This is a genomic window from Kaistella chaponensis (assembly GCF_900156725.1).
In the GTDB taxonomy this organism is placed as follows: domain Bacteria; phylum Bacteroidota; class Bacteroidia; order Flavobacteriales; family Weeksellaceae; genus Kaistella; species Kaistella chaponensis.
The window spans coordinates 14835-37926 of the sequence record NZ_FTOI01000012.1 but is presented as its reverse complement, the minus strand read 5'-3'; the positions used below and the strand labels follow the sequence as shown (position 1 = coordinate 37926).

General features: G+C 35.3%; 20 protein-coding genes. 10 read left to right on the top strand and 10 right to left on the bottom strand.

Annotated elements, in window-relative coordinates; all coding sequences use genetic code 11:
• Positions 1-23: 23 nt before the first annotated feature.
• From BW932_RS11715 to BW932_RS11700, 4 genes are all read right to left on the bottom strand, one after another.
• The gene (locus BW932_RS11715) at positions 24-2024 is read right to left on the bottom strand and encodes a KUP/HAK/KT family potassium transporter (RefSeq protein WP_076387781.1); all 2001 of its coding nucleotides are present in this window, start codon (positions 2022-2024) and stop codon (positions 24-26) included.
• A 219-nt stretch (positions 2025-2243) separates the two neighbouring features.
• Positions 2244-3227: a pyruvate dehydrogenase complex E1 component subunit beta gene (locus BW932_RS11710; protein WP_076387779.1), complete on the bottom strand. Its 984-nt coding sequence runs from the start codon at positions 3225-3227 to the stop codon at positions 2244-2246.
• Between the two features lie 112 nt (positions 3228-3339).
• Positions 3340-3762: a DUF2147 domain-containing protein gene (locus tag BW932_RS11705; protein WP_076387777.1), complete on the bottom strand. Its 423-nt coding sequence runs from the start codon at positions 3760-3762 to the stop codon at positions 3340-3342.
• Between the two features lie 137 nt (positions 3763-3899).
• Complete coding sequence (locus BW932_RS11700; RefSeq protein ID WP_076387775.1) at positions 3900-5822, bottom strand: LTA synthase family protein; 1923 nt, start codon at positions 5820-5822, stop codon at positions 3900-3902.
• Between the two features lie 115 nt (positions 5823-5937).
• Here BW932_RS11700 and BW932_RS11695 point away from each other — a divergent pair, with 115 nt between their 5' ends.
• The 5 genes from BW932_RS11695 (at position 5938) to BW932_RS11675 (ending at position 9113) form a co-directional block, all read left to right on the top strand.
• Entirely contained in the window at positions 5938-6654 is a 717-nt protein-coding gene (locus BW932_RS11695; protein WP_076387773.1) for a CDP-alcohol phosphatidyltransferase family protein, read from the top strand.
• A 59-nt stretch (positions 6655-6713) separates the two neighbouring features.
• Complete coding sequence (locus BW932_RS11690; protein ID WP_076387771.1) at positions 6714-7478, top strand: 3'-5' exonuclease; 765 nt, start codon at positions 6714-6716, stop codon at positions 7476-7478.
• A 30-nt stretch (positions 7479-7508) separates the two neighbouring features.
• Entirely contained in the window at positions 7509-7931 is a 423-nt protein-coding gene (locus tag BW932_RS11685; RefSeq protein ID WP_076387769.1) for a putative signal transducing protein, read from the top strand.
• 45 nt (positions 7932-7976) lie between these two features.
• Positions 7977-8585, top strand: coding sequence for a fumarylacetoacetate hydrolase family protein (locus BW932_RS11680; protein WP_076387767.1), 609 nt, complete (start codon positions 7977-7979; stop codon positions 8583-8585).
• 93 nt (positions 8586-8678) lie between these two features.
• On the top strand, positions 8679-9113 hold the full coding sequence (locus tag BW932_RS11675) for a universal stress protein (protein WP_076387765.1): 435 nt from the start codon (positions 8679-8681) through the stop codon (positions 9111-9113).
• 81 nt (positions 9114-9194) lie between these two features.
• Here BW932_RS11675 and BW932_RS11670 read toward each other — a convergent pair whose 3' ends face one another.
• Positions 9195-9428: a DUF6341 family protein gene (locus BW932_RS11670; protein ID WP_076387763.1), complete on the bottom strand. Its 234-nt coding sequence runs from the start codon at positions 9426-9428 to the stop codon at positions 9195-9197.
• A 42-nt stretch (positions 9429-9470) separates the two neighbouring features.
• Between BW932_RS11670 and BW932_RS11665 the strand changes: the two genes are divergently transcribed.
• Both BW932_RS11665 and BW932_RS11660 read left to right on the top strand, forming a co-directional pair.
• Positions 9471-10379, top strand: a complete 909-nt coding sequence (locus BW932_RS11665) for a DUF6427 family protein (RefSeq protein WP_076387761.1) — start codon at positions 9471-9473, stop codon at positions 10377-10379.
• Positions 10380-10384: 5 nt separating this feature from the next.
• Positions 10385-10969, top strand: coding sequence for a DUF3109 family protein (locus BW932_RS11660; RefSeq protein ID WP_076387759.1), 585 nt, complete (start codon positions 10385-10387; stop codon positions 10967-10969).
• 100 nt (positions 10970-11069) lie between these two features.
• On the opposite strand, the gene BW932_RS11655 is transcribed toward BW932_RS11660, so the two are convergent.
• From BW932_RS11655 to BW932_RS11640, 4 genes are all read right to left on the bottom strand, one after another.
• On the bottom strand, positions 11070-12404 hold the full coding sequence (locus tag BW932_RS11655; protein WP_076387757.1) for a trigger factor: 1335 nt from the start codon (positions 12402-12404) through the stop codon (positions 11070-11072).
• Between the two features lie 84 nt (positions 12405-12488).
• Positions 12489-13046: a hypothetical protein gene (locus BW932_RS11650; RefSeq protein WP_143745556.1), complete on the bottom strand. Its 558-nt coding sequence runs from the start codon at positions 13044-13046 to the stop codon at positions 12489-12491.
• An 11-nt stretch (positions 13047-13057) separates the two neighbouring features.
• Complete coding sequence (locus BW932_RS11645) at positions 13058-15442, bottom strand: TonB-dependent receptor (protein WP_084566512.1); 2385 nt, start codon at positions 15440-15442, stop codon at positions 13058-13060.
• A gap of 89 nt (positions 15443-15531) precedes the next feature.
• On the bottom strand, positions 15532-15888 hold the full coding sequence (locus tag BW932_RS11640) for a hypothetical protein (protein ID WP_076387753.1): 357 nt from the start codon (positions 15886-15888) through the stop codon (positions 15532-15534).
• A gap of 91 nt (positions 15889-15979) precedes the next feature.
• Between BW932_RS11640 and pfkA the strand changes: the two genes are divergently transcribed.
• The 3 genes from pfkA to BW932_RS11625 all read left to right on the top strand — a co-directional run bounded on the left by pfkA (position 15980) and on the right by BW932_RS11625 (position 19622).
• Positions 15980-16966, top strand: coding sequence for a 6-phosphofructokinase (gene pfkA / locus BW932_RS11635; protein WP_076387751.1), 987 nt, complete (start codon positions 15980-15982; stop codon positions 16964-16966).
• A 32-nt stretch (positions 16967-16998) separates the two neighbouring features.
• On the top strand, positions 16999-18003 hold the full coding sequence (gene gap / locus BW932_RS11630) for a type I glyceraldehyde-3-phosphate dehydrogenase (RefSeq protein ID WP_076387749.1): 1005 nt from the start codon (positions 16999-17001) through the stop codon (positions 18001-18003).
• Between the two features lie 812 nt (positions 18004-18815).
• Positions 18816-19622 (top strand): oxygenase MpaB family protein, encoded by an 807-nt coding sequence (locus BW932_RS11625; protein WP_394333208.1) that lies wholly within the window; start codon positions 18816-18818, stop codon positions 19620-19622.
• Positions 19623-19678: 56 nt separating this feature from the next.
• Here the strand turns inward: BW932_RS11625 and BW932_RS11620 are convergent, their stop codons facing one another.
• On the bottom strand, positions 19679-22549 hold the full coding sequence (locus BW932_RS11620; protein WP_076387745.1) for an alpha-amylase family glycosyl hydrolase: 2871 nt from the start codon (positions 22547-22549) through the stop codon (positions 19679-19681).
• Positions 22550-23092 lie beyond the last annotated feature (543 nt).

Genomic DNA, 23092 nt, shown 5'->3' with positions numbered 1-23092 from the left:
TACGCCATTATATTTGAATTCTACTATTTTTCAGAATTGTAATGTCTGAAATCTACCAGTTGTATTTTATTGGTAATAACCTTTTGATCCAATATAGGTGCAGATTCTACGACTACATTGTGCGAAGAAACTCCCCACGCTTTGAAGTCATCGCTGCCGATATATTTCACAAAATTATAAAGATTGAGTATAATCTTCTCCTTCACGGTCAACAAAGTATCGTTGATATAGGTGTTGTCGATGATGACGTATTTTAAATCTGGTGGAATATTATGCGCTCTCAAAGAAGGGTGGCTGCTTCGGGAAGGAATAGTGCCTTCTTCCATCATGTCTGCAAGAACATCATCAAAATAATCATTGATTCTTCTATCGATTTTAAATCCGAGCAGGAAATTAATCCGGTAAATGGTTCCGGGCATAATTTCATCAATATTGTATTTGAAAGTAAAAGGATCCTCCTGATTCACGATATTTAAAATAAAATAATGATCAGCTCTCTTCGGCTGTTTGCGAAGAATGGAATAAATAATCTTGGCTTCTACCTCATCTTCTCGTTTGGCACGACTCAAAAAGGCAAGATTGGTCGCATATTTGGGGATGGTTTCATCGAGTTTTAAATCTTTGATGATCCCCACATATTTCTCAAGTTTTACAAATTTGATAAATTTGGTTTTGATTAATCTTCCGTTGTACCACGCATACATACACACGCCGATAAATCCTGCTAAGACTACAGTGATCCAACCGCCTTCGTGAAACTTAATCACATTGGCGCTGAAAAAACCAAGTTCTATTGCCAAATAAACCAAAGCAAACGCTAGAATAAACAATTTATTGACGCGTTTTTTAAATAACCAGAACACGAGCAATATTGTGGTCATCAACATGGTGATGGTGATTGACAAACCATAAGCAGCTTCCATTTTACTGGATTCTTCAAAATGCATCACTACGATCAAGCAAAGAACGAGAAGTCCCCAATTGATTTTAGGAATATACATTTGACCTTTCACCCCAGATGGATAATCGATTTCCTGATTGGGCCAGAAATTGAGAGACATCGCTTCAGAAAAAATCGTAAAAGAACCTGTGATCAAAGCCTGGCTTGCAATAATTGCAGCCGCAGTGGCGATAACGATTCCGGGAATAAGCATCCATTCAGGCATTACTCCGAAAAAAGGATTAATTCCATTGGTGTGAACTGCATCATAATTTTTTAAAACCCAAGCTCCTTGACCAAGGTAATTTAAAATCAGCATGACTTTTACAAAAGCCCAACTTACTCTAATGTTTTTTGCACCACAATGACCTAGATCCGAATATAATGCTTCAGCACCGGTTGTACATAAAAAAACGGCACCTAAAATGACGATCGCACTTGGCGACTCTACAATTAATTTATAAGCGTAATAAGGATTGAATGATTTTAGGATGGTAAAATCATCAACTAAATGAGAGACTCCTAAAGCTCCCAAAATAAGAAACCAAATAACCATAACAGGACCAAACAATTTGCCAATAGAATTGGTCCCAAACTGCTGAACGGTAAAAATTACGATTAATATTACTGCCGTGATCGCGACTACTGGTGTTTCGGGATTATATATTTTCAGACCTTCAATTGCAGAAATAACCGTTAAAGAAGGGGTTATCACACCATCTGCAACCAATGCAGCCGCGCCAATCATCGCAATAAGATAGAGCCAGCCTTTTTTAAGATTTTTGATGAGAGAGAAAAGCGCCAGAATTCCGCCTTCACCTTTGTTATCGGCACGCAACGCAATAATTACATACTTCACTGTTGTTTGCAGAGTAAGAGTCCAGATGATACAAGAAAGCGCACCTTCTATATATTCATCGAAGGGCATATTTCCACCATTTGTTCTAGCATTCACAATGGCTTTCATTACATAAAGAGGAGATGTTCCGATATCCCCAAATACGATTCCTAGAGAAACTAAAACGCCAATTGCGGTAAGCTTTTTGGTATTAATATGTTGACCTCCTTCAACTAATTCTGACATTCAATAAATATTTAGTTTGCAAATTTAGATTAAATACTTTTTATGCCAATATATTTTTTAGCAGAAAGTTTTTGTTATAGAAAAAAAAGCATCTTTTAGGAAAACTTAAACTTGATGTTTGATCATGCATTAAAAAAAATATTTCAACACATTAACCATACGAAAGGTTTGGTGTAATGTTGCTCATAAAAAAAAGCTCCCATTTTCGGGAGCTTCTATTTATGATTTGATATACATTGCGTTTTTTATTTCTTCTTTCACTTTCTCCAGTTTCGGGAACCATTCTGCAAAAAGAGCAGATGAATAGGGAGCCGGAGCATCTGGAGTAGTAATTCTTTTAATTGGCGCATCGAGATAATCGAATGCTTTTTGCTGTACCATATAAGTAATTTCCGAAGAAATAGATCCAAATGGCCAAGCTTCTTCTAAAATAACCAAGCGATTCGTTTTCTTCACCGATTCGATTACGGTATCAAAATCTAAAGGACGAACGGTACGGAGATCGATTACTTCTACAGAAATCCCTTCTTTTTCCATATCTTCTGCTGCCTGCATCGCCAATTTCATAATTTTTCCGAAAGAAACTAAAGTCACATCTTTTCCTTCTTTCTTAATGTCTGCTTTTCCAATTGGAAGATAATATTCTTCTTCTGGAATTTCCATTTTGTCCCCATACATTTGTTCAGATTCCATGAAAATTACGGGATCGTTGTCTTGAATGGCGCTTTTTAACAATCCTTTTGCATCATAAGGATTTGAAGGTACAATCACTTTTAGACCTGGAATATTGGCAAACCAACTTTCTAAAGCTTGCGAGTGTGTTGCTCCCAACTGACCTGCAGAAGCAGTAGGACCTCGGAAAACAATTGGGCAGTTCCATTGACCACCACTCATTTGACGAATTTTTGCAGCGTTATTGATAATTTGATCAATTCCTACCAAACAAAAATTAAAAGTCATATATTCTACGATCGGTCTGTTTCCATTCATGGCAGAACCGACTGCGATTCCTGTAAAACCGAGTTCTGCAATGGGAGTGTCGATTATTCGTTTTGCACCGAATTCATCTAACATTCCTTTAGAAGCTTTGTAGGCACCATTGTATTCTGCTACTTCTTCGCCCATCAAATAAATGGATTCGTCTTTTCGCATTTCCTCACTCATTGCCTGTGCAATCACTTCTCTAAAAGTAAATTCTTTCATAATAGATTGAAAAATTAAAGTGCAAAAGTAAAGATTTTTTAGCAAACCACTAAGATATGCACACAAAAAAAAGCAACTCTTTCGAATTGCTTTAATAATGTTGTGTTTTGGATTATTTTACCAGTTCCCAAGTTTGAGTTTTACCTATGAATGAGAAGGATTTCAAGCTTCCTTTTACATTCAATTTATCACCACTTCTGGTAATTTTACATCCATATTCTTTTCCACCTTTTGGGTTTACAATTGTTCCTCCAGAAAATTCACTACCACTTTTTTTCAGCCCACGAATAATTTCTAAACCTAAAATTGGCTTATTTTTTCTGTCGTCTGTACAATCTACACAAGTATTGTGTTCCGGTTTAATGAGCAACTGGATGATTCTTCCGTAATACTTACCGTCGCTTTTTTTCGTAATTTCTACGATCGATTTTGGTTTACCGGTTTCATCATCGATGGTCTTCCATTTTCCTTCGATTTGGGCATAAGAAAGTGTTGCAAACATAAGCGCAACAAAAGAGAAAACTATTTTTTTCATTTTTAAAATTATTTTAATTATTAGTTGGATAAAAGTAACTAAAAAAAGTTAAATACCAAATTTTTAATTATTCTAAGCATACTTTATAAAATTGTTACTCCAAACTCAGAAATGAAAACATTTTTGAAGCAATAATCCTAATTTAGTTTTCTATTGATAACGCGATCCATATAATCTTGGTACCAAGCTTTGCTTTTCAATTTGCCCAATGTGATTTCTGGGGTATTCACTTTTCCGAGTAGATTATTCTCATAGCCTAAATCTTTGAAGTTATAAATCCCTGTAAAATCTTTTCCATCAAATAAATAAATATAATTTCCGATGATAAACTGCTCTACTCCACTGGAATTCACAATAATAGATTCTTCTTGCTTGTTCGAAACCAAACTTTTCCCCCAACTTCTAATTTTTTTGTTATAGCCCATTAAATCGGCTAAAGTTGGGTAAATATCCATCTGTTGCGCTGGACTCGTAATTTCGCCCTTCAGATTGTATTTTGGATTTGGGGAATAAAATAAAATAGGAATCGCAAAACGACTCATGGCTTTTTCGTATTCAGGATAACCTACTTGGTTCGTATGATCGGCAACCATTACAAAGATCGTATTGTTGTACCACTGCATTTTCTTCGCGGTTTCGAAGAATTTTTTCAATGCAAAATCGGTATAACCAATCGGCTCATGAATTTCTAATGGACCTTTCCTGAATTTTCCTTGATATTTTTCCGGAACTTTAAAGGGATGATGAGAGGAAACAGAGAAAAGCGTTGCCATAAACGGGGATTTCTTTCGGTTCAAAGTATGGGCGAAATACTGAAAAAAAGGTTCATCCCAGATTCCCCACATTCCATCGAAATCGGCATCATTGTTATATTCGGTCTTCCCATAATAATTTTTGAAACCCAATATATTTCCGAAACCCAAAAATCCCATTGAACCATTCGGAGCGCCATGAAAAAAGGAAGTATCATAACCCATTTCATTCGAAACCGAAACGATCGACTGAATTTTTTGGTTGGAATACGGTGAACTTGTAAAGGCATCTTTCAGACTCGGAATTCCGGCCAGAACCGAACTCATCCCGTGAATGGATTGTCTTCCGTTCGCAAAAGCATTCGTTGCAATCAAGCTCTGTGTCGCCAAACTATCAAAAAAAGGAGTGTAGGAAACGAAATTTTCAATGTCGGTATTTTTATTAAACGCACCAGAATATTCTTTCGCAAAACTTTCGAGAATAAAAATAACAATATTCGGTTTTGGCGCTGCATTTTCCCGAACATATAATTTATAAGGTTTAATGTTTTGATCAACGAACTTTTGATCTACAAAGTGAACTTCTTTAAAATTATTGGTATCAATGGTTCGGAAAAAGGAAAAAACACTATTTAAAACCACATTGGCCTGCAAAGGATTTTTCACATGGCGGTTTGCATCGACCAAATTAATGGGCCGCGTGGAATGCTTGAAATCGCCTCGAATCCCACCGACAACCAAAGTTGCGATGATACATAAACTCACTACGGAAGAGCCAAAATAAATCCATTTTTTTTCAGGTTTGAATTCTTTTACCTTTTCTTTTTTATACAGAAAAATCCAAAGCATAATCAACACCGCAAACCAAAAAATAACGAATGGATGTTCTAAAATCGAAACGATAAATATTTTACCGATATTGTTTTCATTTTTTGCCACATTCAGTGCAGCAGTAGTTAATCTCGCCTGCGAAAATTTGTAATAAATAAAATCGCCGAAATTCATACCGTACGCAATTCCATTGGTAATGAAATAAAGGTAGAAGAGAAATTTCTGGTAATATTTTTTGGTGTTAATGACAATAGGAATCAAACTCAACAATATAAAGAGCGAGTTTACGTACAAAATTGCTGTCGTATCAAACGCAAATCCATGGTAGGAGATATTGATATAATCAGCTACAGAATCTATTCTGATGAGATCTTTGTTAAAAAACCAAAATAAAAACCGCGCGATCTGATAGAAAAAAAACGCCAAAAAAATTCGGTAAAAAAGGACAAAGAGTTCTTGTAATCTTATTTCTTTCATGAAATTGAATCAAAATTAGGCTGCAAATTTACATTAAATTCACCTTTCGTTATTATTTCGTTTTTTAAAGAATAATGGTAACATCAATTTTAATAAAAACCTTACTTTTGCTCTTATGAACTTTATTAAAAATAATCTCGCAAACGCTTTTACGCTTGCCAATTTATTTTCGGGAAGCATTGGAGTAATTCAATTATTGAATGGGAATTATAAGATCACCGCTATTTGTATTATTCTGTCCCTAATTTTAGATTTTTTCGATGGATTTATTGCAAGAGCGCTGAAATCGAACTCAAATTTGGGTGCGCAACTGGATTCACTTGCAGATATGGTGAGTTTTGGTTTGTTGCCGGGAATTGTGATGTATAAAGCGTTAGAACCTTTCGGAACTCAACTTTTCGGAATGGAATTGCCTTTTGAAATAAAATATTTCGGACTTTTTATCACTCTATTTTCTTGCTTACGATTAGCGATTTTCAATTTGGATGAAGAGCAAACTTATTATTTTAAAGGATTAAATACACCTTCAAACACCATTTTAATTTTCGGATTGTATTATTTTGTACAAGAAAAAAACATTTCTATTAATGAATTTTCCGAAGCACCGGTTGTTTTAATCTTCTTTACTATTATAAGTTCTTGGCTTTTAATTTCACCCATTAAAATGATTGCCATGAAATTCAAATCCATGAAATTAGAGGACAATTACCCGAAAATTGCATTGTTAATTGGCGCTGTATTGATATTAATCTTGTTTAAAACCATTGGAATTCCGCTGGTAATTTTATATTATATTTTAATTTCAATCGTTTTTCAAAGACAATTGAAGTAAAATTTTGAAATGATCACATTTTCAAATTATCGCATTTTCAAACCATCACATTAAAAAAAATGAATTTAAAACTCCATAAACCGCTTTGTGTATTCGATTTAGAAACAACAGGAGTCAATGTTGCAAAAGACCGAATCGTAGAAATTTCTATTTTAAAAGTAAATCCAGATGCATCGCGCGAAAGTAAAACTTGGCTCGTAAATCCGGAAATGTTGATTCCGAAAGAATCTACCGCAGTTCACGGAATTACCGATGAAAAGGTAAAAGACGCGCCAACTTTCAAACAAATTGCAGCAAAGGTTTTAGAAATGATTTCAGGTGCAGATTTAGGCGGTTTTAATTCGAACCGTTTTGATGTTCCGCTTTTGGCAGAAGAACTTTTACGAGCTGGAATCGATTTTGATTTAAGCAAATTCAAACTCGTAGATGCGCAAACGATTTTCCATAAAATGGAACCTCGGAATTTGACTGCAGCTTATCAGTTTTACTGCAAAAAAGGGTTAGAAAACGCGCATTCCGCTGAAGCCGATGTTTTGGCAACCTTTGAAGTTTTAGATGCTCAAGTTGGGCATTACGATGAACTTCCCAATGACATTGCAGGTTTGAGTGAATTTTCTTTTCACAACAAATTCGCAGATTTAGCCGGATTTATCGCTTTTGATGACGAAGAAAAAGAAATTTTCAGTTTCGGAAAATACAAAGGTCAACGAGTGAAAGAAGTTTTTCAGAAAGATTTGGGATATTATGGCTGGATTCAAAATGCAGATTTCCCTTTGTACACGAAGAAGATTTTGACCGGAATTCAGCTCAGAAGTAAATTTTAGAATGATCAATTCCTAAAAAATTTCAAACTTATGGCAACTCTTGTTCAATTTAAATATTACACCAACAGTCTTGAAGCCAATCGCGACAAGCAGATTTTGAAGAATAATGGTTTGGAAAGTTTTATTGCCAACGAGCAGACGATCCAATCAGACTGGCTTTTATCGCAAGCTTTGGGCGGAATTCAACTGCAGGTTTTTGATGATGAAAAAGAAAAAGCAATAGAAATTATAAATAATTTCTTAGAAAACGAACATACCAGTTTAGAAGTTGAACATACCATTTTGAATCCTGAATTTGATTTTACCTGTCCGAAATGCGGATCAAATCATCTTTATCGCGATGAAAATCCAGGCGGATTATTTGGAGTTTCGCTTCTGGTATTAGGATTTCCCCTCAAAGCACCAAGTCATCTTTATCATTGTTATTATTGCAATAATGAATTTCAGGCTTAAAGATTAACACTACAAATAACTCCATCATCTACATTTTTTTTTGATATGAAAATAATTTGCATCGGCAGAAATTACGCAGAGCACGCCAAAGAATTGGGCAATGAAATCCCAAAAAACCCCGTTATTTTTATGAAACCTGATACTGCGGTTTTAAAAAAAGGGAGCGATTTTTATATTCCTGAATTTTCAAATGACATTCATTACGAATTGGAAGTGGTTTTGAAAATTTCGAAAGGCGGAAAATATATTCAAGCAGAAAATGCCGATAAATACTACGACGAAATTGGTTTAGGAATCGATTTTACCGCTCGAGATCTTCAAAGCAAGTTGAAAGAAAAAGGACTTCCGTGGGAGTTGGCAAAAGGTTTTGATGGAAGTGCGGTTTTATCTGAATTCTACAAAAAAGAAAATTTCGACCTGAAAAATCTGAGTTTCTCTTTAATTAAAAACAAAGAAAAAGTTCAGGACGGAAATACTTCAATGATGCTTTTTTCGCCAGAGAAAATCATCGAATTTGTTTCTCAGTATTTCACCTTGCGAGTTGGTGATCTCATTTTCACTGGAACGCCAAAAGGCGTTGGGAAAGTAGAAGAACATGATATTTTAGAAGCATTTCTGGATGATAAAAAACTGTTTGATTTAAGGATTCAATAAGTCTTAAAAAAACATAGGTCATTGTTGATAAATGTCACAGTCTTTTTTATTACGGGAAAAAAAACGTAACTTTAATCAATAAAATTAAATAAGATGATCAATATTATTTTACCCGTAGATTTCGGTGATTCTACAGATGCTCTTATTAACGGAGCCATAAAATTCGCAAAAGAAATTGGAGGAAAACTTTCGTTAATCCACGTTGCACCTGCAGATATTGGTTTTGCAATAGGTGATATGGGATTTCAATATTTTCCGGAAGTTGAACAGAATGAAATAAAACAAGAGCTTCAAAGCCTTAATAACCTAGAACAACGTATCCTTGCAGAAGATGTTGATTGTGACCACTTGCTGAAACAGGGAGTTGCAGGAGACATCATATTAGAGTATGCAAAGGAAAAAAATGCGGCATATATGGTGATGGGTTCTCACGGCAGAAGTGGCATCTATGATGTATTTGTAGGGAGTTTAACCAAAGAATTAACGCGCCGTGCAACGATACCGGTTTTGGTAATTCCTATTCACTAAGAACATTAAAAATTTAGCAAAATAAAATCCCGAAATTATAGCAATTTCGGGATTTTTATAATAAAAATAAGTATCAATTATTTAGAGTTCCTTTTTGTGAATTTTTGGGTCGTAATATGGGAAATGACCTTCTGTTGGTGAAAAATATTCTTTGTCTTTATCTCCGCCCAAAGTAGACATCAAAACATAACACCAATAGCAAAATAATGCTGTTGCAACGAAGAATAGAATCCAGTTTACAAAATTGGCTGCGAAGTCGAAAAAACCGAAAGACCATTTGAAAAACCTGCTTATTAATAGAAATATTGATGTCATTATTTTCCTTTTTTAAATTAACTTTGCACAAATTTATAAAAAATGTTTCGATTACTTTCAAAAGAAAGCAATATTTTTTCGATACCTGTTTACATTGGCGTTCTACTGATCATCGTAATTGGATTTAATTTTCTCGACTTCAACACTTTAGATGTTTTTTCGGCTGTAATTACTTTTGCTGGGATTGCTTTGGGATATTTCTGTTTTAATGCAATTGCACTGAATTACCAGTCGCATCTGCCTTTATTTCTTTACACGGTCATTATTTTCTCCTTATATCTTGGTGATTTAGATATTGGCATTGCAGTTTCGCTTTTTACGAATTCGATTATTCTGTTGCTGTTAACCAATGTGGATATGGTCGTGCGTAAAAATTCTTACATTTTAGTGGGTGCAATTTTAGCGATCAATTTTATTTTTCTGCCCACAACTTGGCCGATGACATTTTTTGTAATTCTGCATATCATTGGGACTTCAGATAAGGTTGGTTTGCATTTCTTCCGCTTACTATTTGGGATGTTTCTTATTGGAATGTCCTATTTCGGAATTGCTTATTTTCTAGGAATGAATTCTTGGAATCCTGTTTATTTTCCTTTTGGTGAATTCAAAATTTCTGAACATATTTCCTATTTGATTTGGCTTCTTCCGATTGCTTTACTGTTAATTCACGCTGTGATGGATCATTTCAGAAATTTCAATAAAAAAAGTCCGACAAGTAAGTTTAAATACACTTTTTTATTGATTTTTTCTTTGGCACAACTAATTACAATCGTCCTGTACATGGGAAATCAATATGAATACTTACTTTTGCTTGCACTTCCTACTTCCATCATATTAAGTAGAATGCTTAAGTTTTTACCTCGATACTGGATGAAAGAAACGGGACTTTGGTTGATTATTTTTTCCCTTATCCTTTTCAAACTCACCAACTATTTCAAATTTAATATTTAATAACCATGATTCAAATTGAAGATAAATTAATTTCTGAAGATGTATTTTCTGAAGAATTTGTATGTAACCTCAGTAAATGCAAAGGTGCGTGTTGCGTAGCAGGCGATGTTGGTGCACCTTTGGATAAAGCCGAAACAGAAATCCTCGATCGAATTTTTGAGCAGGTAAAGCCTTATCTGCGTCCGGAAGGAGTGAAAGCTTTGGAAGAACAAGGAACATGGGCGATTGACCCGCAAGATGGCGATTATGTAACACCAATGGTGAACGGAGCAGAATGTGCGTATGTAATTTTTGATGAAAAAGGAGTTACGAAATGTGGCATCGAAAAAGCTTATGAAGACGGCGCTGTAGATTGGCAAAAACCAATTTCCTGCCATCTTTATCCGATTCGCGTAGATGAATACAGAACTTTTACGGCTTTCAATTATCACCAATGGGAAATTTGCAACGATGCGTGTATTTTGGGTAAAGAATTGAAAGTTCCGATTTATAAATTCTTGAAAACACCATTAATCCGAAAATACGGCGAAGATTTCTACAATACACTTTGCGATGCCGCAGATGAATGGAAAATTGAATATGGTTCCTAAATTTCTAGGTAGAAATACCACGAATATTTGTCAAAGTGCTCATTAAAAAAAAAAAATCCGTCTCATTGCTGAGACGGATTTCTTATTGATGACTGAAAAATTACTTTTTCAATTCTTCTAAAAACTCATCGTGAGAGATTGTAGTTTCTTTTTTAGTCGCTTTTTCTAAGATCACATCTTTCAACTTAGCCATTCCAACTTCTGAAGAAATTTGACGAACCTGCTCTTGATCTTTCAACATTTCAACAGCATATTTCTGTACTTCCTCATCACCTAAATGGTGAATTCCGTAGATCGCCAATTGGTTTCTTACCAACTGTTCTGCTTGTGCTAAAACATCGGAATATTCCAATTTGATTTCGTTGTCGTTCATCAATTTACCTTCCAAAATTTGGTATTTCAATTGATTCTTCTCCGCTTCTAGAATTTCTTTAGCTTGATTTTCATCATTAATGTTTTCATTGCTGTGCAATAACCATTTTACTAAAAATGCTTCTGGAAGTTTCACCTCTTCTTTTTCGTTGATCTGCTCCAACACTTTGTTTACGAAATGTACATCTGCATTTTGCTGGAAATACTCATCCAACTCAGTTTTCACTTTTGCTTTTAGTTCTTCTTCAGATTTCACAGTGTCTTTACCGTACACTTTATCAAACAAATCTTGGTTCAATTCTGCCAAGTTCAAACCGAAGAAATCTTTTACTTTCACTTCGATTTCGTTGTGATGCAAATGCTCTACTTCTTCTTTGCTGAAACTCAATTCTTTTGCCAATTCTTCGTTTGCAACTAAATCAGCTTTTGAAACTTTCACTGACTCATCCATTTTCAAAGCTTTTACCAAGTTGAAAGCTTCTTTTTTGGTTGCATCGATCGTGATGTTTTTTGGTGCATGATGGTGTTCTCCTTCTGCTCCTTCTTCTACAACTTGGCTGATTTCTAAAGCAATCGTAGAATCATCAGCAATTGCATCTTGAGGAACCTGCTCTGCGAAACGCTTCTGCATGTTCTCGATACTTAATCCGATTTCTTTGTCGGAAGCTTCTACTTTGTAGTGAGGTGCTTCATATTTAGAAAGATCAATTGTGAATTCTGGTTCATAACCAATTTCAAAAGCAACCGTTAATTGTTCTGCATTGTGATCTAATTGCTCTACAGGTTGTGGAACAGGTTGACCAACCAATCTGAAATTATTATCATTGATATAACCGTTCAACGCTTCAGAAACCTGTTTGTTGATTTCTTCAAAAGCGATACCTGCTTCATACTGTTTTCTCACCATGCTCAAAGGCACTTTTCCCTTTCTAAATCCAGGAACTTGTGCATTTTTTGCGTAGTTGAGCAACTGTTTTTCAACTTTTTCTTTGTAATCTGATTTATCTAATGTAACTGTAAGCAATGCACTTACTTCGTCATGATTTGTAGCTGTAACGTTCATTATAATTAATTGAATTTTTAGGTTGCAAAAATAGGAATTTTTTTTAGGTTTTAAGAGTTTTCAATTGCTAAAAAACGTTAAAAATCAATTACTAATGCTAAAAGTCGCCATCGCATCGGTTTCACCACCTTCTACACTTCCGAATGCGCTTCCGTTTAACGATTCATTTACGGAGGTGGCATCATGAATAAGGGTTAAAATTAAAGAAGGCGAAACTGAGTTTTGTGCCTTTACAACATTCCATTTTGTAATTAATCCCACTTTTTTTCCGTCGCTTCTGGTAGAAGATTCATCATCTTCTCGAGTTACATTAATTTGAGAACCTTGAAAATCATAAATGAGAAAATGCTCGTCTTTCGCTGCTTTTATACTTTCTGTTTCGTCTTCATTCCCATTTTTAAAAATGGCAGTTACGGTATAATTTGCACCATCTGTTAATTTTATGATGGGATTTGTGGCAGAGTTTAAGGTATAATTATACGTTTGAGAAATACCACTTGCATCATTTTTCACATTCAGAATAATGTTTGAAATATCTTCCTGCGAAAGTACATCTGCGTCTTCATCTGCTCTCGAGCAACTTATTGAAATTACAGCAAGGAAAATAAAGACGATATATTTAAAGTTTTTAATTGAAGTCATTTTTTATTTTTTTAGAATTTATACTTTACATTGAAGATTATGTTTCTGCCCATTTCATAAGAGAAATACCGCATTCTGTTCAGATAATCTTTGTAGTTTTTATTGAAAACATTAATCATATTTAAACCAACCGAAAAATGTTTGTCGAAATCGAAACCGGTTTGTAAGTTCCACAAAGAATAAGTTGGTGGTGGTGTTGATAAATCCAACGTTTTGTCTACTTCTACTCCATTTTCATAAATCTGAATGGTAGGATTAAAGATTGGGAAACGTGTTTGATGCAAAACGGTTTGATTTTCTACTTTAAAATAGAAATTCTTCCAACCGCTTTTCGAAAACTCCAAACTGTTGGCAAAATTGGGTGGAAGCATTAAAATTAAGGGTTCATCATTGGTTGTATCTTGTCCATTCACGTAAGAAAAACGACCACTGTAGGTGAAATTTTTATTGATCGCCAACTTCGCATCGACATCAATTCCATACATTTGCGCATCGATCTGCACATAAGTCCACACCGGAAAAACGCCGCGAATCGTGTTCTGAACTCCCGTCGGAATTTGATTGATGAAATTTTTGGTTAGAAATAAATATGGATTAACTGAAATCTGAAGACCGTCTAAAACATTGAGTTTAGAATCGATATTCAAATTAAATTGATTGCCATCTTCATTTTTCAAACCCATATTTCCGAGTTCTAAAACGGAGGCTGAATGATGAAGTCCATCAGCAAAAAGTTCTGCAATATTCGGCGATCTTCCTACTTTCGCATAATTCAGCTTAAGATTAAATTGTTCCGACGGAACCCATTGAATTCCCGCATTAAAAGATAAATTCTCAAAATTCAAAACTGGTTCGGTAAAAACCCTATTTCCGTCTGTTTTCACATAAAATTGAGAAAAATCGGTTGCATATAAATTATTCCAGTCGCTTTCGTCGTACCATTTTTTAACTTTATACTGCGTTAAATCATATCTCAAACCTGCTTCAACATTAAATTTTGGTGAAAAATTGTATTTAAAGATTGAATACATTCCACCCGAATATTTATTATAATTCGGCACCAATCTTCTTGCCTGTGTTTCAGGAGTTGAATAGTTATTTTGGTAGCTTAAATCGATTCCGGTTTCCCAATTCCAATTGGCTCTTTCTATCAAGTTATTGATGTTCAATTGATTCGTGATCAATTCCAAATCCAAAGATGGAATCGTGTAAAGCTCACCTCTTCTCACATCAAATTCTCGGCGGTGATTGTATTGCAAACTGTAATCCACCGAAATTTTCCCAAAATTCCCAAATCTTTTATAAGCAGAAATTTTCGCCAGGTGATGTTGAATATCCTGCTTCGGATTATCGATGGAATAGGAAAAATCACGTTGATAAATGGGAACATCAGAATTCAAAACAGTATAGAAATCATCTAAATTCCCAATATGTGACCCTCGGAAAATACCAATTTCCTGATTCGTAACACTATAATCAAAAGAAATTCCCTGCAAAAAACTGTTATTTTGAACGCTTAATCCAAATGCATTAAAGTTCAATCCGGTATTCATTAAAAGATAATCGGGCGTATTCAAATCACCCAATTTTTTAAAACTTCCCGTGGTTTTTACAGCCCAATTGTTCTTCCAGGTTTTCACTAAATTCAAGTCAAAACCAACTCCTTTTCCGTTGGAAATTCCAGAAAAATTTGCCGATCCACGCAAAGTATCGGCTTTTTTGAACGTTTCGGGAATCATCAAAACAGCTCCTCCAATTGCGTCGCTTCCGTATTTTAAGGCAGAAGCTCCTTTGATGACATCAAGATGTTCAAATTGATTCACATCAACATTTGGTGCATTTTCAACTCCCCATTCTTGTTCCGCCATTTTCACCCCGTTGTTGATCATCGCTACTCGACTTCCGTAAAGTCCATGAATAATAGGTTTTGTGATATTATTTCCTGTTTTCAAGGCACCAACTCCGGAAATTGAGGTCAAAATATTGCCTAAATTTTCCGTAGAATTTCTCTCTAACTCTTTTTTATCTAAAGTCTTTATGATTAATGAATTCTTATTTTTATGTGTCCCATGAATCAAAACCGTTTCAATATCTTTAACATGATGTTCTAAATTGAGGGTTATTTCTAGATTTTTATTAATGGTTAATTGCTCTGTAAAACTTGCACAATCCGGATGAATTGCGGTTAAAGTATAAGTTCCTTTTTGCAGCGAAGGAAAAGTAAAATTCCCCGAAGAATCTGAGGTTTGGGTAAAATTACCAATTTTAATGGTCGCTTTTTCTAAAGGTACTTTATCATGAAAATCGATGATTTTTCCCTGAACTTTGAAGGTGTTTTGTGCGCTGAAAAACGTTAATCCGAAAAAGATCAACATGATATTGAATGTAAATTTCATTAAATTAAATTTTAGAATGGATAAAACAGAAAAATGCGAAGACTTGAAAACAAACCTTTCACTAACATTTTTCTTGAAAATAGATACTACTAAATGAAATTTACAGGAGGACCGCGAAGTGGTAAATAGAAAAATTCGCGTTTTGCAAATCTTTGTTGATAGGAAAAGATTTGTTTTTGGAAATCACCAAATTGAAGAAAGCTCAACTGAAAATCCTGCGGAACGAGGAAATTCCCAGCATGCAAAATATGACAGGAAAGACAATCGGAAAAAACTTCAACACTCGTATCGGTCGAAAAGGTTTTCTCTGATTTTTTAAAATGAAAGTCCTTGAAAATCTCGGCGCTTCCGTGGTGGTGAAAGTTCTGAGAAAATAAAGCCACAAAGATATAAACGCCTCCAAAAAAGGTCGCGAAAATTCTTTTGAATTCTATTTCTCTAACCATTCTGCAAAACTAATCATTTTTACCAAATGTTCTTTGACAAAGCTTTAATCTTTAAACTTGTTTTCGTAAATTTGTGCTGAAATTTTAATGTATGAAAGAAAGCGCTGTAAAAAAGATTGCAGTTTTCACTTCCGGTGGCGATTCGCCCGGTATGAATGCCGCGTTAAGAGCGGTTGTGAGAACAGCAAGCTACTATAATCTAGAATGTTACGGAGTAAGAGAAGGCTATAATGGTTTGATCAATAATGATTTTACAAGAATGGGACCTCGCTCTGTTAAAAACATCATCACCGAAGGTGGAACAATTCTAAAATCTGCCCGATCCAAAGAATTCATGACCAAAGAAGGCCGACAAAAAGCCTATGATAATTGTGTTAAACACGGTATCGAAGGAATGGTTTGTATTGGTGGAGACGGAACTTTCAAAGGTGCAAAGATCTTTTATGAAGAATACGGGATTAAAGTAATTGGCATTCCAGGAACCATCGATAACGATATTTTTGGAACCGACAATACGATTGGTTACGACACCGCACTCAATACCGCGATGGAAGCGATTGATAAAATTCGGGACACGGCAACTTCACACAACAGAGTTTTTTTTGTGGAAGTAATGGGACGTGACGCTGGTTTTATCGCTCTCAACAGTGGTTTAGCAACGGGCGCCATTGATATTTTAATTCCTGAAAAAAAAGACAGCATTGAAGATTTATTTGAAGTTTTTGAAAGAGCAGAAAAAGCCGGAAAATCCTCAAGTATCGTCGTTGTGGCAGAAGGAGAAAAATTAGGAAGCATTTATGATCTCGCAAAAGCGACTCAAGTAGGTTTTCCAGATTATGATATTCGTGTTACCATTTTAGGACACATTCAGCGAGGAGGTTCCCCAAGTTGTGCAGATCGCGTTTTAGCAAGTCGATTAGGATATGGTGCTGTGATTGGTTTAATGGAGGGGAAAACCAATGTGATGGCAGGAATGCAATCCAACAAACTCACCTACACTTCGATCGAAGAAGCCATTAAAAAACACAACGAAATGGATCAGGAATTACTGAAAATATCAGAAATTCTTGCAATTTAATACAACTATAAATTTAAATAAAAATAAAAATTATGTCAACAATCAAAGTAGGAATTAACGGATTCGGTAGAATTGGACGTCTTGTTTTCAGAGCAATGGCGGAAAGAGAAAATATCGAGGTAGTAGGAATCAATGACCTTATCAATGCTGAATATATGGCATATATGTTAAAGTACGATTCTGTACACGGAGAATTCAAAGGTGAAGTTTCTGTTTCCGGAAATGACCTTATCGTAAACGGAAAACACATTCGTGTAACTGCAGAAAAAGATCCAAATAATTTAAAATGGAATGAAGTAGGTGCAGAATATATCGTAGAATCAACAGGATTATTTTTAAGTAAAGATTCAGCTCAAGCGCATATCAACGCAGGTGCGAAAAAAGTAATTCTTTCAGCACCATCCAAAGATGACACTCCAATGTTTGTAATGGGGGTAAATCACAAAGAATTGACAGATGATATCAAAATTTTCTCCAACGCTTCTTGTACCACCAATTGTTTGGCGCCGATTGCAAAAGTAATGCACGATAATTTCGGTATTATCGAAGGTTTAATGACTACAGTTCACGCAACTACTGCAACCCAAAAAACAGTTGATGGACCATCAGTGAAAGATTGGAGAGGTGGAAGATCTGCTTTGAACAATATTATTCCTTCTTCTACAGGTGCTGCAAAAGCAGTAGGAAAAGTAATTCCTGCGCTAAACGGTAAGTTAACCGGAATGTCTTTCCGAGTACCAACAGCAGACGTTTCTGTAGTTGATTTAACAGTAAGATTAGAAAAAGCAACTTCTTATGAAGAAATTTGTCAAGCGATGAAAGCTGCTTCAGAAGGGGAATTAAAAGGAATCTTAGGATACACCGAAGATGCAGTAGTATCTCAGGATTTCGTAGGAGAAAAAAGAACTTCCGTTTTCGATAAAGATGCGGGAATTATGCTATCACCAAACTTCGTAAAAGTAGTTTCTTGGTATGACAACGAAATGGGATATTCTAATAAATTAGCAGATTTATTGGTACATTCTGCTTCTTTATAGATCAACAATATTGAGCAATTGCTAATATCAACCTCTCGGAATTCGGGAGGTTTTTTTATTAAAGTTTTAGACAATCCTTTTTGGGTCGAGCTATTCGTTGCAAAATGAGGAAAGAGTTTCGCCGAATTTGATGAAAAATAAAAATTTGAGTCAATCTTTTTCCGAATCGGTAAAATTTTAAAAACAGAAAGTGGCAATGCGGAAAAAGAATTTCCACTTCTATCCCTATTGCAAAACCCACAAAATAAAAAGACTCGGCTGAAAAATTGTAAGAAAATTATCTTAATTTATACAATAATATTTGAGTTTTCTTTGCTAAGCGACGCGCCTATGCGAACTTAATGTTAGAAAGTATTCATTTGAGATTTTTTCTGCGAACTTTGCGTTAAAAGATTCCACCATCCATTAAACCATCAAAAAACATGACACCAAAATTTCAAAATTCATCCTGCTTTAAAAATTACTGGGAAAAAGGAAATGGAAAGGAACTTCTCGATTGGGCGAATATAAAACCGAACCCTCAAACCTTTCAAAAACTCTCGCCACTTTACCATCAAATCGATGATTTGGGAGATTTATTGGTACAAGAAACTTATCTAAAACTTCCCTACACCGAAGCGAGTGCTTTAATCAAAAAATATTCAGAACACTCTATATCTGAAAATGAAACAGTGCAGGAAAATGTAAAGAATTTCTTTCTTCAAATGCAGAAAACTCCCGATTGGTTCGATGTAAACTTAGCCAATGTCGGCGCAAGATTTTGCATGAGAACGGGCGCAAACGGTTTAATTATTCTTCGGGATTTTACTTTGATGGGTGGTTATGATTTCGCCTACCTCAACAAACCATTAATTTTCACAGGAGCTTTAAAAAAAGGCGCAGTGAAGCGATTGAAAGACACCTTGGAATTCTGGATCAGGGTGACTCGGGAAAATGCTTTAACAATAAATTCCGAGGCATATCAACTGATTGTGAGAACCCGATTGATGCATTCTTATGCAAGATTAAAGATCAAAGAAAAAACCACTTGGAATTTTCAAAATTGGGGCGAACCGATCAATTCCTGGGATATGATTGCAACCTACACCGGTTTTTCATTAGTTTTCATGCAGGGTTTAAAAAAACTCGGAATTGAGATTTCATCAGAAGAAGAAAAAGGAGTATTTCACCTTTGGAAATACATCGGATATTTGCTGGGAATTCCCCCTCAATTCTTACCTGAAAACCGTCAGTACGCAGTAGAACAATTTTATTGGTGGACTACGATTCAAGAGCAAGGAGATGAAGATTCTGCGCATCTCGCCAAAGCTTTACTTCAGGAAAATTTAGACAACACCATTTATAACTATGCTTTTCAGCGAAAAATGTTGCTTCGACTTCATCAAAGCATGAATTGGCATCTGTTGGATGAAGAAATTAATCAGCGTTTGCAGATTCCTAAACCTCATAAAGCATTTTCCATCTTTCCAAAAATCGTTAGAAAAGGAAATTTGGTCTCCCAAAAAATATATCTTCGCAACTTTCAGCAGTATCAAAAGCTGGTTGAAATGGGAAGTTTACAACAGTTAAAAGTTCTGGACGATTACATCAAACATACGCCAAAAGATTTTAATTATTAAAAAAAAAGACCGGTTTACAGTAGCTGCAAACCGGTCTTCACTATTATTGAAAAAACTTATTTCACGATCATTTTCGCAACTGCAATTCCTTTTTCAGATTTCAGTTGAATAAAATACATTCCGGTTTTCAAACCATTAACTGATATATTCTCATCACCATTATCTTTAGAAACTTGAACTGTTTTAATCAAAGTTCCAGAAAAATCATAGATTGCTAATGATCCGTTTTTCGCGTTGGTGTAGCGAATCGATGCAGTTCCGTTGCTTACCGGATTTTGGGTAAGAACCAGTGACACTGCATTTTTACTTTGATTGGCTTCATTTGTTGCCAAAGCTTTTGAATTACCAAATATTCTAAACCCACCTGGTTCGATGGTGATTGGTGTGGTAGTGCTCGTTACATTTGATTGCGTGTTATCCATCAAATTGTACCAACTGCCGGTGTATGGGAAATCTGGAACAATATTTTGGGTACTTGAGGTAAAGTTTGCTAAGACCACCACATTTTTCAATGCACTAGAAGTAGTGTTATTAAAGATAAATAATCTCGGCATCAAGTTACCAGATTCTACGGTAAAGGTTTTGGTATTGAAAACATCACTTGACAATCTGATTTCTAAAATTTTCGCCCAAGTATCGTACAATGATTTTCGCGCAGCATTGGTATCGTAATTAAGTCCAAAAGCCGAAGGTTTAGGATCTAATTTACAATCACCCGGAGTTGAATCTGTTTCTGTATTCACGGTACCGTTCTCACAAGTGTAGATGCTTTTATCAAACCCTAATTCTGCAAACTGCCAAATCATTTTTGGACCAGGAACGGTAAGGAAAACTGCTGCGTAAGCTTTTTGTCGCTCTAAAGAAGTTGCTAAATCTTTTACGTTATAACCTGCTACAGAAACACCGGAAGTTAGATTTTTGTACATCAATCTTTCTTCATCATGACTTTCGCCATAACTTACTGCTCTTCTCTCAGAAAAACCGTGTGCGGAATATTTCACTCTATTAAAATTGCTACCAGTATCGTAACCCATTGTGTTTTGGTTGTAAGGATTCGTTTGTTTATCCCACATCATCACACCTTTTCCTTCGCCTATTTTATAGTTTGCCCACTGCGCTTCTTCAGAATCGGTTCCTAAATGCTCGAAAATAATATAAGAACTCGGATCATAACTCCATTGGTAATCTGCATATCCTTTTAGAATATTCACACGATCTTGCTGATATTGATTCGTACAAGCATCATCACCTGCAGCACAAGCTTGGGTAAATCCTTTGGTTAAATCCCAACGGAAACCATCTACTTTATATTCTTTAATCCATTGTTCGAGAACGCGGTTTACATAATATTTAGTCGCTGCAGAAGAATGGTTGAAATCATTGAAAACACTATAAGAATGTTTTGCAATTTGATTAAAATAAGGATTATTCGCAGCTGGATCTCCAAATCCATCACCATTTGGATCAACCATCCACATTCTTTCGATTGGGCTTCTTCCTGTAGCGTGGTTCAGTGCAATATCTAAGATAACCGCAATTCCGTTTTGATGACAAACGTCTATGAACTCCTTAAATTTTTCTGGCGTTCCATAGGCTTTATCCAAAGCATAATGAAATCCTGTATTGTAGCCCCAAGAATTGTTACCATCAAATTCCATTACTGGCATTAATTCCACGGCATTTATTTTTAAGGACTTCAGGTAAGAAATTTTGTCAATCAAAGACTGCCATGTTTTTTGGGTGGTAAAATCTCTCACCAATAATTCATATACAATAAGGTTTTCTTTGGCAGGTTTTGCAAAATTGGTAACGTTCCAATTGTATGCAGGTTTTGCTGTTTGAATGACCGAAACTTCAAAATTTTGACCTGTAGGATAAGCCGGCAAATTTGGATATACATTAGCATTTTGATTAATATAAGGATCATCATAAGGTGACAAAACTAATGTAGAATACGGATCGGCAACTTTAATTCCGTCTGCAGTTCTGTACTGGAAAGTATAAATCTGCTGTGGAGTAAGACCTGTAATTTCTAACCAATACAAATCAGGATTGGTTGTATCTCTTTTCATCAAATAATTTGCACTTACCGCCCAATTATTAAAACTTCCGATTACATGAACATATGCTTTTGAAGGTGCATATATTGCCAAACCAACTTTTGTAGGATCTGCAGAATCGTAAGAAATTCCTTGTTTCATGTAGGAAGGAATTGCCGCAGATTGTACCGGAATAGAAAGCGCGACGGTGAAACTTTTTGTCACCACCGTTCCGTCCGCTGCATTGGTAGCAACTACTTCCATGGCTGCATCCTGCGTTACAGAATACGGATAATTCAAAGTGGTAGAAGCTGCAGAACTTGTATAAACAGGAGTTCCATTTGCTTTCACAACAAAATTTGAAGGTAAGGTAGAAGTACCCGTAATATTGATCACTGTACCCGACGTTACGACATTTGTACTTGCTTCAACAGGATTGGTTAAATTAAATTGAAACTTCCCAACATTCATCAAGATATCCTGAGATTGAACGCTGCCATTGATTGTTTTTACCAACATTCCAATTTTTGAAAGTGGATTAGACCTGTTCCCGTAAAAAGATTTCACGGTATTCATCGTATAGGTATAAGTTCCGATACCACCTGAAGAGGAAACGTAGGTTAATTTGTTCACAGGGTTCGAAGCAGTCCATGTACCATTAGTCGGACAATCCTGCAAAACAGTAGCACTGTCAATTGACCATGCCCAAAGATAAAGCGCGTGCGAACTGGCTGTACCAAATGCAGTTTCATTCACATTAAAAGTAACGGTAATGGCCTCGCTTTCATCAAAAGAAACAGGACTTACTGAATAAGTAATAACTTGCTGTGCAACTGCGAAAAACGGCAGCATCACGGCTAAAAATAAGGCATAAAAATATTTCATCATATAAAATTTTGATGAGGTAAAATTAATAAAATTTACGTAAAAACCAACGATTCGTTGAAAATGTTTTATGAATAAGAAAATAAACTCTTGTAATTTCCTAATTATTCGGCGTATTTATTAGCTAATTCATATTATCTCTTTCCGAGACCATAGAATAACAAGAGAAACAGTTTTTACTTTCCAAAATAAACGAAGCATTTTTTAATAAAAAGTTTTTCCCATTCCTTCATTTGGTATTGGTCAGAAGCACGCTTCGAAAGTTGAGATTTCTTGGCGGCATTGATCAACTGCTGTTTGCTGTTTGCTGATTTTTTGGTTGATTCAACTTAGCAGAAAAGATTGAAAAAGTGAATCTATTTACTGAAACCTTTTCTATCCTTATCAATCGAAAGCATTTTAAGGCCCAAAAATGAAAAAATGTAACCTTTCTCTTCCCTGCCTTCATTTCCTTTTGCAATTTTTCGAAATATAAAGGAAGAAACCATTTACCTCAAAATTAACCAACGATTCTTTTTTGAAGAAATTAACCTTTAAAGTGCAAAA